The 15,414-nt window shown below is 38.3% G+C and carries 15 protein-coding genes; 8 read left to right on the top strand and 7 right to left on the bottom strand.

The genetic code is table 11. The annotated features are described in order from the left end of the window. Positions 1-49 precede the first annotated feature (49 nt). Positions 50-1,405 (top strand): YheC/YheD family endospore coat-associated protein, encoded by a 1,356-nt coding sequence (locus GS400_RS04430; protein WP_160099378.1) that lies wholly within the window; start codon positions 50-52, stop codon positions 1,403-1,405. Between the two features lie 80 nt (positions 1,406-1,485). Continuing rightward, positions 1,486-1,680, top strand: a complete 195-nt coding sequence (locus GS400_RS04425) for a hypothetical protein (protein ID WP_160099376.1) — start codon at positions 1,486-1,488, stop codon at positions 1,678-1,680. A gap of 85 nt (positions 1,681-1,765) precedes the next feature. Here GS400_RS04425 and GS400_RS04420 read toward each other — a convergent pair whose 3' ends face one another. Then, a complete protein-coding gene (locus GS400_RS04420) occupies positions 1,766-2,044 on the bottom strand; it encodes a metal-sensitive transcriptional regulator (protein WP_201450134.1) in 279 nt (92 codons plus the stop codon). A 364-nt stretch (positions 2,045-2,408) separates the two neighbouring features. Here GS400_RS04420 and GS400_RS04415 point away from each other — a divergent pair, with 364 nt between their 5' ends. Next, complete coding sequence (locus GS400_RS04415; RefSeq protein WP_160099374.1) at positions 2,409-3,314, top strand: PucR family transcriptional regulator; 906 nt, start codon at positions 2,409-2,411, stop codon at positions 3,312-3,314. A gap of 117 nt (positions 3,315-3,431) precedes the next feature. After that, the gene (locus GS400_RS04410) at positions 3,432-4,529 is read left to right on the top strand and encodes an ABC transporter ATP-binding protein (RefSeq protein ID WP_160099372.1); all 1,098 of its coding nucleotides are present in this window, start codon (positions 3,432-3,434) and stop codon (positions 4,527-4,529) included. A gap of 86 nt (positions 4,530-4,615) precedes the next feature. Here GS400_RS04410 and GS400_RS04405 read toward each other — a convergent pair whose 3' ends face one another. Continuing rightward, on the bottom strand, positions 4,616-4,867 hold the full coding sequence (locus tag GS400_RS04405; RefSeq protein ID WP_160099370.1) for a hypothetical protein: 252 nt from the start codon (positions 4,865-4,867) through the stop codon (positions 4,616-4,618). 143 nt (positions 4,868-5,010) lie between these two features. Further along, positions 5,011-5,208, bottom strand: a complete 198-nt coding sequence (locus GS400_RS04400) for an alpha/beta-type small acid-soluble spore protein (protein WP_160099369.1) — start codon at positions 5,206-5,208, stop codon at positions 5,011-5,013. Between the two features lie 393 nt (positions 5,209-5,601). Here GS400_RS04400 and GS400_RS04395 point away from each other — a divergent pair, with 393 nt between their 5' ends. After that, entirely contained in the window at positions 5,602-5,799 is a 198-nt protein-coding gene (locus GS400_RS04395; RefSeq protein ID WP_160099367.1) for an alpha/beta-type small acid-soluble spore protein, read from the top strand. An 89-nt stretch (positions 5,800-5,888) separates the two neighbouring features. On the opposite strand, the gene fumC is transcribed toward GS400_RS04395, so the two are convergent. Further along, positions 5,889-7,280 carry a class II fumarate hydratase gene (gene fumC / locus GS400_RS04390; protein WP_160099365.1) on the bottom strand — a complete coding sequence of 464 codons (1,392 nt, stop codon included), beginning with the start codon at positions 7,278-7,280 and terminating at the stop codon, positions 5,889-5,891. Positions 7,281-7,416: 136 nt separating this feature from the next. Here fumC and GS400_RS04385 point away from each other — a divergent pair, with 136 nt between their 5' ends. After that, on the top strand, positions 7,417-8,334 hold the full coding sequence (locus GS400_RS04385; protein ID WP_160099363.1) for a zinc dependent phospholipase C family protein: 918 nt from the start codon (positions 7,417-7,419) through the stop codon (positions 8,332-8,334). A 3-nt stretch (positions 8,335-8,337) separates the two neighbouring features. Here GS400_RS04385 and GS400_RS04380 read toward each other — a convergent pair whose 3' ends face one another. Then, entirely contained in the window at positions 8,338-9,642 is a 1,305-nt protein-coding gene (locus tag GS400_RS04380) for an MFS transporter (RefSeq protein ID WP_160099361.1), read from the bottom strand. Positions 9,643-9,759: 117 nt separating this feature from the next. Between GS400_RS04380 and GS400_RS04375 the strand changes: the two genes are divergently transcribed. Further along, positions 9,760-10,380, top strand: a complete 621-nt coding sequence (locus tag GS400_RS04375) for an NAD(P)-dependent oxidoreductase (protein ID WP_160099359.1) — start codon at positions 9,760-9,762, stop codon at positions 10,378-10,380. A gap of 44 nt (positions 10,381-10,424) precedes the next feature. Here the strand turns inward: GS400_RS04375 and GS400_RS04370 are convergent, their stop codons facing one another. Then, on the bottom strand, positions 10,425-11,294 hold the full coding sequence (locus tag GS400_RS04370; RefSeq protein ID WP_160099357.1) for a M15 family metallopeptidase: 870 nt from the start codon (positions 11,292-11,294) through the stop codon (positions 10,425-10,427). A 317-nt stretch (positions 11,295-11,611) separates the two neighbouring features. Further along, positions 11,612-13,084 (bottom strand): methyl-accepting chemotaxis protein, encoded by a 1,473-nt coding sequence (locus GS400_RS04365; protein WP_160099355.1) that lies wholly within the window; start codon positions 13,082-13,084, stop codon positions 11,612-11,614. A gap of 196 nt (positions 13,085-13,280) precedes the next feature. Between GS400_RS04365 and GS400_RS04360 the strand changes: the two genes are divergently transcribed. After that, on the top strand, positions 13,281-15,356 hold the full coding sequence (locus GS400_RS04360; RefSeq protein ID WP_160099353.1) for an Ig-like domain-containing protein: 2,076 nt from the start codon (positions 13,281-13,283) through the stop codon (positions 15,354-15,356). Positions 15,357-15,414 lie beyond the last annotated feature (58 nt).

Here is a 15,414-nt window from a genome sequence, read left to right as displayed (position 1 = left end):
TTAAATCATAAGTATGGATAGAGACCGTAATACAGGAGGGCAATGAAATATGGAAAGCTACCACTTTCAGATTCAGCGATACCCAAGCCACAGACAACGAATAATTGTGCCGAAGCATCTTTATAAAGGCTTTCATCAAAAGATGACGTTAACGTATTGTACACAAGAGGCAGAAGCCGAAATCATGACACATCAAAAAGATGTAGATACACTCTATATCTCTCATGACCTAATGAATATATTACGCCTACCGGAAGATGAGACACTCTCCTGCTTTGTTGATTCTGGATGTATTCTATTTCAGCCCTTATTAGGTGTTTATACGGCCGGCTTTCAAGATGATGATATACACCCCATTGGAGATCGTACACCTGTTTTTGAATCCATGACTATAACAGGTCAGTCTTATGGGTTTGATACGTTATTTTTTGGATACCAACATATCGATTGGGAAGATCAAAGTATTACAGGCTATGTCTTTCATAATGGCGAGTGGATGATGAAGCGTTTTCCATTCCCCTATGTTATTTATGACCGTATCCCAAATCGGAAAGTTGAACATCACCCTTTTGTATTAGAGGCGCGAGAGCGTTTAGAACATTCTTCTATCATGTTTAATACAGGCTTCTTTAATAAATGGAAAATTTATGACCAACTCAGGAAAACAAACGACGTATCTCATTATCTCCCCTCAACTGTTTTGCACCCTACAAAAGAAAGATTTCAAGAACTTCTTTATCACCACCGCAGCCTTTTTATTAAGCCCATTCACGGTAGTAAAGGGGCAGGTATTAAAAAGTGTAGGGTCCAAGAAGAGAGATCAGAAATCGAGTGCATCTATTATGATGAAGATAAAGAGATCCACCAACGTTATCAAGACTTGAACAAGTTTTTTCATCAACAGTTCCCTAACGGATTTTATGGATATATCGCACAACCAGAAGTTCGTTTAAAATCATTACGTTCTACACCTATGGATTATCGTGTTCACACGAATAAAAATGAACGGAATGAATGGGAAGTAACAGCTATATGTATGAAGTTTGCAGGTAAAGGGAGCTTAACGACTCATGTAAAACGAGGTGGATCGATACACACCCTTGATGAAATGTATGATGACCGAGAAAGCCAGCTTATATATCAAAAGCTTGAACGCGTAGCACTTCTTATTAGCAAAGCATTGGAAAAACAAGTGTCAGGACCTTTAGGTGAAATAGGCTTTGATTTTGGTATAGATGAAGAAGGGAAAGTATGGTTATTTGAAGCTAATTCCAAACCAGGCTTTGCGATTTATGATCATCCAACTTTTTTAAAAGAACAATCCATGATTCTTTCCTATCCATTCCGGTACGCAAAATACTTTTATGTAAATACATTATACGAAAAAAACTTAAGTCGAGTGTAATTTGCTCGGCTATTTTCCTTCCCTTCCTTACACATGATCCCTCTAATATGAGGAAAGCTATCACCAAGGAGGGATTCAATATGCCAGATCCAAAAAAAGGGTATCAGGAAGAGAGTCGCGAGAAGTATGAAGTGGATGTAGATCGCATGATTAACGAAGGAATGGCCGGCGGTACTGTGCGTTCCACGTACAATCGAGCACAGATTGAAGAAGCTCGTGAACTACCGAAGGAAAACGAACCATTTCCTAATCAAACTGAGCATCAAAAGCATTAATAGCTTCAAAAGTGTATGGGCCAAACCGGGTAGCGATATAAAAAGGACATCAGCTTACATGGCTGATGTCCTTTACATTTATTGCTTATCTACTTTTTACAATCATTTGTACGGCTTCTTGGATAAGTTCATCTGTTGGTTCGCCGTTTTCTTCAGAAGATCGAATGCACGTCTCTAAGTTTTTAGCTACAATATAACCAATGGAACGATCCATCGCAGATCGTGCTGCGGACAATTGCGTAATAACATCTTTGCATTCTTTACCTTCTTCCATCATTTTAAGAACGCCTCGTATTTGTCCTTCTACACGTTTTAAACGATTCTTCATATCTTGGGAATAATCGTTCATTTCTTGATTTTCCATTTCTATTTGCCCCCTTTTGCAATTTTCGCTTTATCTATATCCAGAACATACTTTTTATATCAATGGTCTTCCTTTATTATACTATAGCATTGCTACGAAAAAAAGTTTGAGCATAAAGTCGATATGTGTCACATTGTATTATAATAAGAACTAAAGCTGAAGCGCCTGGGTAGCAATGTATATGCTGGACTGAGCCGTGGTACTTTAACCTAGAAATTTTCACCACGTCGAATCTCTTCGGTCTTAAAATTTCATATTACTGGGCGCTGGAGCTGGATGTGACCCCGCTCTATTTAAAGAGTTATAAACTAGCCACCTATCTTATAATTTCCTATAAATAATAAACCATAGAAAGAGGATTGCCATGTTCGATCAACTAAAATCACTATATCCAAATATTATAATATTTGAATCTACAGTAAATGTAAATCAAAGTCAATATAAATGGTTCCGCTCGAGTAATGGGGAAGTTTTTGGCATTCCTTTTTCTGACCTAGAGCACAAGGAACTGCAATTATTAAACACATTGCTTGAGCCCTATGATCCAAAACAATCTACTCTTACCGAACGAGAACGGATTTGGTATGACTGGATCTATCACCACAAAACGGACAATCACCAAGAAAAAGCTCCTTCACAGTTTCGTTTTGTGTTTTTCTCTCTCGCTGAAAAAGGAATTGAACCCAATACGTTTCATGAAGCAATACAGGGGTTGTTCCCTCACACGATGCCGATCCTATGGGAGAATGATCATCAGGGATTTATTATTGAAGAACAATCTAACCTTTATGAAGAAAGCATTTCATATGAACATGTGATCGATGTGCTAATGAGTGATTTTTACATGAAACTATATATGTACATTACGCCATATTATCACGCTCTTCATGATATTCCAGAGGCTTACAAATGGGGAAAGCAATGTTTTGAAACAAAGCTAACATATTTCCCTAAACCTGTAACAACGTATCAAGACATTATTCCATACGTATATATCCATTCATTAGACTCAAACACCAAACAACACATTGTTTCTACTATATTAGGGGATACGATTCATGATCGTGAACTCTTAAAGACGGTAAGAGTCTTTTTAGAATGTAATTCCAACGCAACTTTAGCTGCCAAGGAATTATTTATGCACCGTAATAGTTTACAGTACCGTGTTGAAAAGTATATTGAAAAAACTAATATCAATATCAAACAGTTTCAAGGGGCACTCTTGACCTATTTAGCTCTAATGCATGTTCATGTTGAAGAGGATAAGTAGGTAATGTGCACAAAGATGTACTCCATCTTTGTGCACTTCTGCCATTTACCATGTAAGCGATTTCTCATAAACTAAAGTTACAATATTAAAAACGCTTACATACAGGAGGATTTCATAATGGCAGAGCTACAACTTCAAAATATTAACAAAGTTTATGATAATAAGGTTACAGCAGTAGAAGACTTTAATTTAGATATTGATGATAAAGAATTTATTGTATTCGTTGGCCCATCTGGTTGCGGTAAATCAACAACACTACGTATGATTGCTGGTCTTGAAGAAATTACTGGTGGAGATTTCTATATTGGTGATAAGCGTATGAATGACGTTGCTCCAAAAGATCGTGACATTGCAATGGTATTCCAGAACTACGCACTATACCCACACATGAACGTTTATGACAATATGGCTTTCGGTCTTAAACTTCGTAAATTTAAAAAAGATGAAATCGACCGTCGCGTTCAAGATGCAGCGAAAATCTTAGGGTTAGAGGGTTACCTCGACCGTAAACCGAAAGCACTATCTGGTGGTCAGCGTCAACGTGTTGCACTAGGACGCGCGATCGTACGTGATGCAAAAGTATTCCTTATGGACGAACCACTTTCCAACCTGGATGCAAAACTACGTGTACAAATGCGCGCTGAAATTCAAAAGCTTCACCAACGTCTACAAACCACAACTATCTATGTTACACACGACCAAACAGAGGCAATGACAATGGCAACACGCCTTGTTGTTATGAAAGACGGTATTATCCAACAAGTTGGTCGACCAAAAGACGTTTATGATGAGCCAGAAAATGTTTTCGTAGGTGGCTTTATCGGCTCCCCTGCTATGAACTTTTTACACGGAACATTAAGCGATCAGTATTTTGAAATGGAAAATTACAAAATCAAAGTTCCTGAAGGTAAAATGAAAACGCTACGTGAACAAAATTATGTTGGAAAAGACATTATTTTAGGAATTCGTCCTGAAGACATTCATGATGAGCCTGTATTTATCGAATCTAGCCAGGATACGAAAATAACAGCTACTATCGATGTAGCTGAGCTAATGGGTTCTGAATCTTATCTATACTCTTCTGTTAGTGGTCAGGAATTTATCGCACGTGTTGATTCTCGCTCAGATATTCAAGGCGGACAAAAAGTGGACCTTGCTCTCGATATGAACAAAGCTCATTTCTTTGACAAGGAATCTGAGTTAAGAATCCGATAAATATGCTTCCCCTCAAATTAATATAGAACATTAAAACCTCCTACCATCATGGTAGGAGGCATTTTTTGTACATTATTGCTATTTGCTTAACTAGATTGCTCTGATACCTTAACGTGCGTTTCTGTACCACACTTCGGACATCTCAATAAATGCACACACACATGATCTTCTGTAGACTCGGGGTCTCCGTCTACTAACTTTAATCCTTCATCATCTAAATATGGACTATACTCATCCAAATAGTCCACGAGCTTGCCCTCATCGGTTAAGTGTTCCTCGCAGTCTGAGCAATTCTTTATTACTTTTTGCAGTCCATTACAAGCTGGACAAACATACATCAGAATCCCTCCAAGGTCTGTCATCATTCTATTACCCTTTAGAATGCGTGATTATGTAAAAAATATAGAATAAACATGAAAAAAACTCCATTAAGAAAAGAGGAATGGTCGCCCATTCCTCCTTATGCCAAGATATTTAGTTGTTACTGTTGACCACCGAATTGTTGTTCAGCTGCCTGAACAAGACGCTTCGTAATCTCACCACCAACACTTCCGTTTTGACGAGAAGTAGAGTCTGGACCAAGTTGAACACCGAATTCTTGAGCGATTTCCATCTTCATTTGGTCTAGAGCTTGTTGTACACCAGGTACTACTAACTGATTTGAGTTGTTTTGAGCCATGTTGTCTCACCTCCTGTAAGCATAGTTTGACCAATATTCAAAAACCTATCATGAATTTTCGTTGGTAAATATTATATATTTCAAGCTTCTTTATTCGCCGAAACTTTCTATAACAACTATGCTTACGTAATATTTTTCATAAAACTTCTATATGTAATATCACTTATTTCATTATAGTTTTTCTTCTATTACACATACAAAACACTCTCAAATCAGAAGAAATAAGTTCATTTAAAGCTGAATTGTCGTTGGTCAAAATTACCTATCATACATTTACGATTTCCTCACACAATATGAGTACACAACAGAGAAACACACTTTACAACGCGGGCTCGACTGGTACACATCAGGGGAAGCCCACCAAAAAAACATATGGTAAAGAGGTGAAATCTAATGGCTCAAAATAACTCTAACCAGCTTGTAGTACCTGGTGTACAACAAGCACTTGACCAAATGAAAACTGAGATTGCTCAAGAGTTTGGCGTACAACTTGGTCCAGATTCTACATCTCGTCAAAACGGTTCTGTAGGTGGCGAAATTACAAAACGTCTTGTACAAGCTGCTGAACAGCAATTCGGTGGAAAACAATAATTAAATATCATGGCTAAAAAGCCCTCAAGCATATGCTTGAGGGCTTCATATTTGTTCTATATAGCTTTTGAATTTGTGGATTAGGCTAATTATTTAGCGTTTGGCTTTGTCATCGCTTTAGGATCAATATATTCTTCAAACTGCTCTTCCGTTAAAATACCTGTTTCAATGGCAGATTCCTTAAGTGTTAAATCTTTTTCAAATGCATTCTTCGCAATCTTAGCAGCATTTTCATATCCAATGTGAGGATTTAGAGCCGTTACTAACATAAGAGAATCCTTCAAGTATTGATTAATTTTATCATGATTTGGCTCAAGACCTTTCACACAACGGTCATTGAATGAGTCCATGCTGTCAGAAAGTAGCTGACAAGATTGTAAGAAGTTATAAGCAATAACTGGCTTATACACGTTTAATTCAAAGTTACCCTGACTTGCTGCGAAGCCAATTGTCGCATCGTTCCCCATTACCTGAGTAGATACCATTGTAATTGCCTCAGCCTGAGTTGGGTTTACCTTACCTGGCATAATAGAGCTTCCTGGTTCATTTGCAGGAATTGTAATCTCGCCAATTCCACAACGTGGACCACTAGCTAACCAGCGAACATCATTGGCAATCTTCATTAAGTCGCCAGCAAGTGCTTTGAGTGCACCGTGTGTATGAACAAGCTCATCATGACTTGTTAGTGCATGGAATTTATTTGGAGCTGAAATAAATGCATTCTCTGTTTCATCACAAATCGCTTCAACAACCTGCTCAGAGAAATCTTGGTGAGCATTCAAGCCTGTCCCAACAGCTGTACCACCGATTGCTAATTCACGAACGTAGCTTAAACTGTCTTTTAACATATCGTTTGTTTTTTCAAGCATACGGTGCCAGCCACTAATTTCTTGCCCTAATGTAAGAGGGGTAGCATCTTGAAGGTGTGTACGACCGATTTTTACAATTTCATTATAAGCATCCATTTTTTCTTTCAATGTACTCTTCAAACGATCAAGTGATGGAAGTACTTCTTTCTCCACTTTTAAAACAGATGCAATGTGCATAGCTGTTGGATATGTATCGTTAGAGCTTTGTGATTTGTTTACATCATCATTTGGATGAAGGCGGGTTTCAGAACCTTGCTCTTTCAACCACTCACTTCCTACGTAAGCAATCACTTCGTTTACGTTCATGTTAGACTGCGTACCGCTACCTGTTTGCCATACAACAAGTGGGAAGTGCTCATCTAGCTCGCCATTACGGATGCGATCAGCTGCATGAGCAATAGCATCTGCTTTTTCCTTTTCTAATAAGCCTAATTCGTTATTGGCTTTTGCTGCACATTTTTTTAAAACGGCAAAGCCTTGAATCACTTCTCTTGGCATTTTTTCATTTCCGATTGGGAAGTTTTGAACACTACGCTGCGTTTGCGCACCCCAGTACTTATCTGCTGGTACTTTAATTTCGCCTAATGTGTCTTTTTCAATACGATAATCCATAGTAATGCCTCCTAGTTTATACATTATGATCATGATTCATAGCGGCAGAAAAGATCCGTAACCCCTTCTACTCCAACTATGTAATCGCTTATAATAATTATATGATAACATTATTGCCAAGGGGGATGCTTGAAGAATGCCTAATATTTGGACACATATTTTATTTTGTGAAGAACTCATCGATTCATTGGAAACACCCCAGGAGTTTTCAGGTGTGAAAAAGTACTTAAATCTTGGTGCTCAAGGTCCAGATCCTTTTTTCTATCATAACTTCTGGCCATGGAAATCAAAGCACTCCGTAAATGAAGTCGGACAAGTTTTACACCATAACCATTGCGGTCCTTTTCTGCTTGATCTAATTGAGTCAGCTCGACAGAAATCGGTCCACACAAGAGCCTACGTTACAGGATTTGTAACTCACCATGTATTAGACAGAAATACACACCCTTACATCCACTACCTCGCTGGCTATGAAAAAAACAATCATCAGGTACTTGAAGTAAACATTGATACCGTTATGATGGAGCGTTTTCGAAACATAAAAACATGGAAAAACCCTGTGAACCAACAAATTGACATAGGAAAAAACTTGGATAAAGATACGGTGCATGTGTTAGATGAAAACATCCAAAAGTATTTTCCACAAACACACCAATCTGTCCCAAGCACATATATACAAGAAGCATACCGTGATATGAAGCTTGCCTTAAGAATCCTTTTTGACCCTTATGGTTGGAAAAATAAGTTACTTGGATCACTAGTTTCTCCATTTTCCCATCAACCACTCCATGACCAAAAAGACTATCTCAATGATCAGCATGGTGAATGGCGTCACTCAGCCACAAATGAAGCCTCCACCAAAAGCTTCCTCGACTTATACGAAGAAGCAAAAGATGAAGGCTATCAAATTTTGCAGGCGGTATTCACTTATTGGGAAAAGCCAACGTCTCAATCAAAACATGAGTTAGAATATCTGCTACAAAACATTTCATATGATACTGGTAAGCCGCTTGAACAATGTGCCGTCAATCAATACGCAGAGCCAATCGTATAACGTTTATTGAGTAAAGACATGGGGTGCATCTTGATCGATGGACCCTTGTTTTGCTTCTCTCTCCCCTTTTTCTACATCCACTTTTAGCAATATGATAATACCAAGGATAAAGAAAATAAGAAGTGAAAAAATACCGAACTTACTTGAACCTGTCAGTCCACCTACAATTCCAAAAACAGCCGGACCTAGAATAGCCGAAAATTTTGATGAAATGCCGTAAAAACCATAAAATTCAGCATGACGATTTTCAGGAACCATGCGTCCGAATATTGAACGGCTAAGTGCTTGCGCTCCACCTTGCACAAAGCCAACACAAATGGCTAATGCGTAAAAATGAAGGGCCGTTTGCATGAAGTAGCCCAAAATGACAATCCCTACATAAATACATAACGCTATTAGTAAGGCACGCTTCGCTGAGATTTTCTTAGCAAGCCAGCCAAACAGAAAAGCAAATGGAATGCCTACAAATTGTGTTATGAGCAGAGCTGCGATTAAATCATTTTGTCCAATTCCAACTTCTGTACCATAAGCAGTCGCCATTTTAATAATCGTGGAAATTCCATCATTAAATAACCAAAATGCAAGTAAGAAAAGGAGCAACTGCTTATAATGACTTAGTGATTTCAGCGTTGTACCTACTCTAGAAAACCCAATTCGAGCATAAGAAGTGCTTCGCGTTTGCTTCTCTTTCTTGGCTTCTTTAATATTTTTAAACAGAGGGATCGAGAATAAGAACCACCAGATACCCACAGATGCTAGCGATACTTTGGTTGCGAATGTAGTGGAGGGGAAGCCAAACCATGAAAATTTCATGATCATGAGAAGGTTAATCGCTAATAAAACGCCTCCTCCAATATAACCAAATGCAAACCCTGTGGTGGAAACACGATCAATATTATCATCTTTCGCAACCTCAGGTAGAAAAGCATCATAAAAGACGTTGGCACTTGAAAAACCGATTGTTCCAATGATTAGAAGGATCGATGCAAATATATATTGTCCTTCCCCAACAAAAGCTAGTAATACACTTGCAATCATCCCCATATAAGCAAAAAATCGTAAAAACTGTTTTTTCGATGCTGAATAATCACTAATAGCTCCAAGTATGGGCGCTAATATCGCAACAACAAGCGCTGCAATTGAATGTGAGTAACCTAAATAACTTGTAGCTGTGGAGTTTTCAAGATTGGCTCCAGCATAGTTCACATAAAAAATTGGCATAACAGCAGCCATAATAGTAGTAGCAAAAGCTGAATTCGCCCAATCATAAAAAGCCCAGCTTCTAATTAGTTTTTTGTTCTTCATCATTCTCCCCCGCTTTCTGTACGATCCATGTACTTTCAGAATAGCAGACATTTACATGTAATACACAATAATTTTCAGAATTTTTACAGTGATTTAAAGAATTAGGAGGTCATTCAAATTATGAAAATTGCTATTTTCGGTGCTACTGGACGAGTTGGTCAAAAGGTAGCCAAACATATACATGAAGAGGGAAATGAAGTAAAAGCCCTTGTTCGTGATAAAAATAAAGCTGAAGAATTCATTCCTTTTGCAGAAATCGTTATAGGAAGCTCTATTTACGAAACAGATGTGTTAGAGGCTCTTCATGGGTGTGACGGGGTTATCTCAGCTTTAAGTACAGATAAAAACACAGTCCTTTCAGAGAGCATGCCTTTAATTGTAAATAGTATGCAAAAGCTTGGGATTGAACGCATCGTCTCTATAGGAACCGCTGGCATTTTAGACAGTCGTTATGAAGAAGGAAAATATCGTTTCCAATCATCAGAATCGAAACGAAAGACCACATTTGCAGCTGAAGAACACTTTAAAGCTTATCAAACCTTAGCGGAAAGCTCTTTGAAGTGGACCGTTGTCTGCCCTACCTACCTTCCTGAAGGGAAAGAACTAGGTGGTATTCGTTGGGAAAAGAATCTTTTACCAGTAGATGGGAGGAAGATTTCGACTGGTGATACAGCTCGCTTTGCATGGGATTGTTTTAAGGAGGACCATTTCATTGGCACACGAGTTGGAATTTGCTATTAAAGAGTGATGCGATTAGTTGGTGCAATAAAAATAATCCAACAGATCTAATCTGTTGGATTTTCATTACCTGGCATGTGACCATAAAACTCTTCTAATGTCTCACTTGCTTCATGAATTTCTTTTGCGTCTTCTTTCCCTACAAAACGGAGATGCCAAGGTTCATAGCTATAGCCTGTAATAGATTCTTTTCCTTCTGGATAGCGAATGACAAAACCATATTTGTATGCATTTTCCGCTAACCAGTCTCCTTCAGGCGTTTTGCCGAATTCTTGAACAAGCTTGAAGGAAAGCTCAGCTACAGTGACGTCCATTGCTAAACCCGTTTGGTGTTCACTGTGTCCAGGCTGTGCAGAGAATTTATTAGCCTCTTCTCTTCCATAAGTATCAACGTTACTTTGATAGATTGACTTTTGTCGCGCGTAAGAACGGTACCCTGATGCAGCTACAAGATCTAACCCTTGCTCGCTCGCTGCCTGAAATAGATTTTCTAGCGCAGTTGCTGCTTCTTGACGCATTTGCTTTTTCTGCATGAATTGATCAAAGTAAAACGGAACATCTGGCACCACTAGGTTAGGTGGGGTATAGCCAGCGGGTAGCTGTCTTTGTTTATTAACGACAACCTGCAGACTCGTTGGTTCTGGAACAACATCATTTTCCTTCGAAGGATTCTTTTGATTTTCTTTCTTCTCTTCAGGCTCTGTTCCTTCCCCATTGTTCTGATCATTTTGATTCGGATCTTGTTTTTCTTCCTTTTCCGAATCAAATTGTCCTTCGTCAGGTTGGTCCTTTTGATGGAGTTCTGAATTTTTTTCTGGCGATTCGTTTCCGCTAAGTTCCTCTTGGCTTTGGTTTCCACATCCAGCTAGAACTAGAACAGATCCAATCGTCAGAACAAACATCTTTGTACGTATCATGTTGTAATCCTCTCTTTATATAACATTATCTTCAATATAACACGATTTTTTTACAATAAACAAAAGACTTTCTTACTTAAATTAAGAAAAGCGCAAGTGCCCGTTTAGCAACGAAGGGAGTGGACTGAGCCCGTAGTGAGATAAAGGAAACACAAATTGTGAAACAATTTGATGTTGACTTATTGAACGGAGGCGAGGGAACTCCCTTCGTTGCCGGGCGCTGAAGCTAGACAACTATAAGCTACAACTTTCTTTACCTTACTTAACTAAAATTAAAAAACCTTCTCATCAATAGATGAGAAGGCTATCTCTTAATCTTAATGCTGTTTTTCTAGTTCACCAACTGCTGCTTGTGTTTCATGAATGGAATCCATTAGGCTTTGTTGTTTATTTGTTTGTTCTTCTACGGTTACTTGTAACTGTTGCATCGTTGCTGTCGTTTGTTCAATTACCGATGCGAGATCATTTACAGATTGGTCAATACCTTCTGAAGACTCTTTGATCTCCTTAGCCTGCTCTCCAAATTTTTTCAAGTGCTCAATAAAGTGAGCAATCTCCTGTGTAATTTCACTAAAGGCTTTAGATGCCTCTTGAGAAATGGCTAAACTTTCTTCGAGCTTAACTTCATTTGACCCCATTTGTTTTTGCGTATCATGAGCATCTACTTCTATACCTTTAAGATTTTCATTGATTTGTTGTGCTGTATGATTCGAGATCTCTGCTAATTTACGTACCTCTTCCGCTACAACAGCGAACCCTTTTCCAGACTCACCTGCTCTTGCTGCTTCAATACTAGCATTTAAAGCTAGCAAATTGGTTTGCTCAGCAATGTCTTGGATTTGATTTGTAAACCCGGTTGATTCCCCAATCTTTTTAGACAAACTCTCCATATGATTACTCATTGTCTTAAAAGATTGTTTAAAACCTGTCATCGTATCCTCAAGATCATGAATGGATTCATGCCCTTCTTTAGCATCTCGATGCACTTTTTGTCCTGCTTTTGTTAGATTCTCAAAAGACTCGATCATATCTTCTAGCATGTTGTTTGCATGATCTGTCGCACCCGTAATGTCTGTAACGGATGCTGCCTGGGAATTGGCTGCATAAGAAATTTCTCTAAAGGAAGCGTTCATTTCATTCATCGTTCGAGTATGTTCAGAACTATTTTGATTAATCACTGTCATATGTTCATAGACTTTCTGTGCGGTTTGCTGAATTAAATTTGTTTGTTTTTGTTGCTTTTGCAGCAATTCATCACTCTTAGTCAAAGAGGATTGAACATCTAATAAGAGCCGTTTCGATAGTCGAACCTGTATAAATAAAACAACAAATACTAGAGCATAAAACACGAACGAAATGGCCATAGCTCTCGAGTCAAAGTTGAACATATCCCCTTTTTCAATCGCAAAATATGTAAGAAGTAAAGCTCCTAATATTCCACCTGTTGTTAAAACGGAAACCGATAACGAAACGGTTGCCACAGCTAAAACATAAAACGTGAAAAGCATGTTCGTTACATAAGTTGACGTCATGATGATCACAAAACCGATTGATGCTATGGAACCAATTGCAATATACGGAATAACTCGGTGAAATTTTTGCAAGTAGTGGAAAATGGCAATGATTAAAACACTCAACGTCCCTCCTCCACCTATAGCAATCATGTTTAACCAAGGCGCCGAAACGATATACTCAGCCCCTACACCTAACAAAATAGAAAAAATTAAAACTTTTAGTAGAACACCATTTTGTTTCACTTTTAGATCCTTCTCAATTTGATGACTATCCATCTTAAAGCCCCCCTGTTATGGTTCTATCGATCGACAATAAAGATATAAATCCGATACAGTTATCTATTATTTTACAATTATTCAGAAAAAAATAATAGGTTTGTTATACTATTTTTATGTTTAAAAGATTCTTAAGGTGGAATGTAACGTGTAGCGCTGATCAGCTAAAATTCAGAAATTGGAGTGAGTAAAACTTATGCAAAAAAGTTTTATATCGTTAGTCGTGATTATGTTACTTTCATTTACCTTTTTACCTAGTTCTTTACTAGCGGCTGAAGGAGATGGCGACACAGATGTTGATGCAGACTTAGAGACTGAGGGTTCTGTCGATAGTGATGATGGTAGTACAGAAACTGAGGCTAACGCCAGCACAGTAAATAAACTTGAACTAAGCTCTTCAAAATCGGATGTTATGGTTGGCGAGAACATGCAAATTAACGTTAAAGGCTGGGACGCTAACGGGAATATCATAGAAGACATGAGTGATATCCAATATAGCGTTAATAACGAATCAGTAGCGACAGTTAACAGCAACGGAGAACTTATACCTAAGGCAGCAGGAACAGTAACCGTTACCGTATCAGCTGGAGACGTTTCAGAGAACTTTACATTCAACGTTATGGCTAATAAAGAAGATGACAATGATAGTGAAGATACAGAATTAGACGGAGATGTTGATAGCTCTCTTAACCTAACTGCAGATGAAAGAAAACTTAATGTAGGTGAAGAACTACAACTTTCTTGGGACGGTTTAATGGAAAATGAAAACGTTTCATTTGAACTAAGTGATAACTCTAAAGCAAACATCACTGATGATGGTATGCTTACTGCAGAGAATTCAGGTAATCTTACGGTTTGGTTAAAAACAGATGAAGGCCGTAAAACAAAGCTAGACCTTATGATCCATTCAGATGCTGATTCCGAAATGGATATGGACGACCTAGATTCAGTAAAAATTGATGCTCCAAAAGCTAATGTTAATCTACTAGAAACTCTTCCATTAGATGTTGATGGTTTCGACGTTGATGGAAACAAATGGGAAGACATGAGCAACGTAACGTTCTCTGTAGATGATGAGTCTAAAGCAACAATTGATGCGAATGGACACTTACACCCAAAAGAAGAAGGTAAAGTTACCGTAACAGCTACTGCAAACGGGATGACAGATACGATGGATATCATGATTGATGGTAATGACATTGATGGTATCAACCTAGATGCACCTAAGTCTTCTATTGGTGTAAATGAAAAACTTAATCTTGAAGTGAATGGAATCGACTCTGAAGGTAATGCTCTTGCAAACCTTAAAAACGTAGAGTTCAAAGTAAGTGATAAATCAGTTGCAACAATTGATGGGAACGGTCAACTGGTTGCAAAAACAACAGGTACTGTAAAAGTGTGGGCGATGCTTGATGATAAGCAAGACAGCTTCACTGTTGATATTACAGGTAATACAAATACAAACCTTGATCAAGATGACGTAGAAGCTGACCTAGATGAAGTAACTGACATCTCTCTAGAGTCTTCAAAAGCAGATATGAACATTAATGAAAAGCTTAACCTTTGGGTAAAAGGCCTTGATGAAGATGGGAACAAAATCGGTACCATGGCTGACGTTTGGTTCGATGTAAGTAATGAAGACATTGCTGAAGTAACAGAAGATGGATACCTTCTTCCGAAAGCTGAAGGTACGGTCACAATTACTGCAAATGCAGAAGGTAAAACAGATACACTAGATGTTAACATCGATGGCTCTGAGTTAAGCGACATTTCATTTGATACTCCAGAAGCAGATGTTGATATGAATGGAAACATGAAACTTAAAGTTAACGGTAAGGACGAAAATGGTAATGATCTTGAAGATCTACAGAACATTGATTTCGAAGTAAGTGATGAATCAGTAGCAACAGTAGACTCTGAAGGTAACATTACACCGAAAAGTGAAGGTACTGTAACGGTAACAGCTTCTTCTGATAACTATGAAGATGAAATGACACTTACAGTTGCTAGTAACAATAACTCTTCTAATGATACTGAAATGACGAATACAGGTAGTAACAATGATTGGAACAACGAAGATTCTAACGAGAACTGGACATCAGCTTCAAGCGACATGTCTAGTGACTCGAATTCTGACTCTCTAACAACACCTGGCGTACCATCTACAGGTGACGGTTCTAGCCAGAGCTCAATGGCTTGGAGTTGGATTGCACTTGGCCTTATGGCTATTGCTGGAACTTCAGTATTTGCTTGGAGAAAGCAACAACAATAAGAATGACTTAATAGAACCCATGCCCTCAAAAAGGCATGGGTTCCTATACATAAGATTG

The organism is Pontibacillus sp. HMF3514, assembly GCF_009858175.1.
GTDB lineage: Bacteria > Bacillota > Bacilli > Bacillales > BH030062 > Pontibacillus.
Note: the sequence above shows the minus strand (reverse complement) of the source record. Positions and strands in the feature narration are given on the sequence as shown.

Bases quoted from the DNA above. Each gene is read 5' to 3' on its own strand.
- GS400_RS04415 (WP_160099374.1), top strand. From the start codon at position 2,409: ATGTTCGATCAACTAAAATCACTATATCCAAATATTATAATATTTGAA.
- GS400_RS04365 (WP_160099355.1), bottom strand. From the start codon at position 13,084: ATGGATAGTCATCAAATTGAGAAGGATCTAAAAGTGAAACAAAATGGT.
- GS400_RS04410 (WP_160099372.1), top strand. From the start codon at position 3,432: ATGGCAGAGCTACAACTTCAAAATATTAACAAAGTTTATGATAATAAG.
- GS400_RS04420 (WP_201450134.1), bottom strand. From the start codon at position 2,044: ATGGAAAATCAAGAAATGAACGATTATTCCCAAGATATGAAGAATCGT.
- GS400_RS04395 (WP_160099367.1), top strand. From the start codon at position 5,602: ATGGCTCAAAATAACTCTAACCAGCTTGTAGTACCTGGTGTACAACAA.
- GS400_RS04400 (WP_160099369.1), bottom strand. From the start codon at position 5,208: ATGGCTCAAAACAACTCAAATCAGTTAGTAGTACCTGGTGTACAACAA.
- GS400_RS04405 (WP_160099370.1), bottom strand. From the start codon at position 4,867: ATGTATGTTTGTCCAGCTTGTAATGGACTGCAAAAAGTAATAAAGAAT.
- GS400_RS04375 (WP_160099359.1), top strand. From the start codon at position 9,760: ATGAAAATTGCTATTTTCGGTGCTACTGGACGAGTTGGTCAAAAGGTA.
- GS400_RS04360 (WP_160099353.1), top strand. From the start codon at position 13,281: ATGCAAAAAAGTTTTATATCGTTAGTCGTGATTATGTTACTTTCATTT.
- GS400_RS04385 (WP_160099363.1), top strand. From the start codon at position 7,417: ATGCCTAATATTTGGACACATATTTTATTTTGTGAAGAACTCATCGAT.
- GS400_RS04380 (WP_160099361.1), bottom strand. From the start codon at position 9,642: ATGATGAAGAACAAAAAACTAATTAGAAGCTGGGCTTTTTATGATTGG.
- GS400_RS04370 (WP_160099357.1), bottom strand. From the start codon at position 11,294: ATGATACGTACAAAGATGTTTGTTCTGACGATTGGATCTGTTCTAGTT.
- GS400_RS04430 (WP_160099378.1), top strand. From the start codon at position 50: ATGGAAAGCTACCACTTTCAGATTCAGCGATACCCAAGCCACAGACAA.
- fumC (WP_160099365.1), bottom strand. From the start codon at position 7,280: ATGGATTATCGTATTGAAAAAGACACATTAGGCGAAATTAAAGTACCA.
- GS400_RS04425 (WP_160099376.1), top strand. From the start codon at position 1,486: ATGCCAGATCCAAAAAAAGGGTATCAGGAAGAGAGTCGCGAGAAGTAT.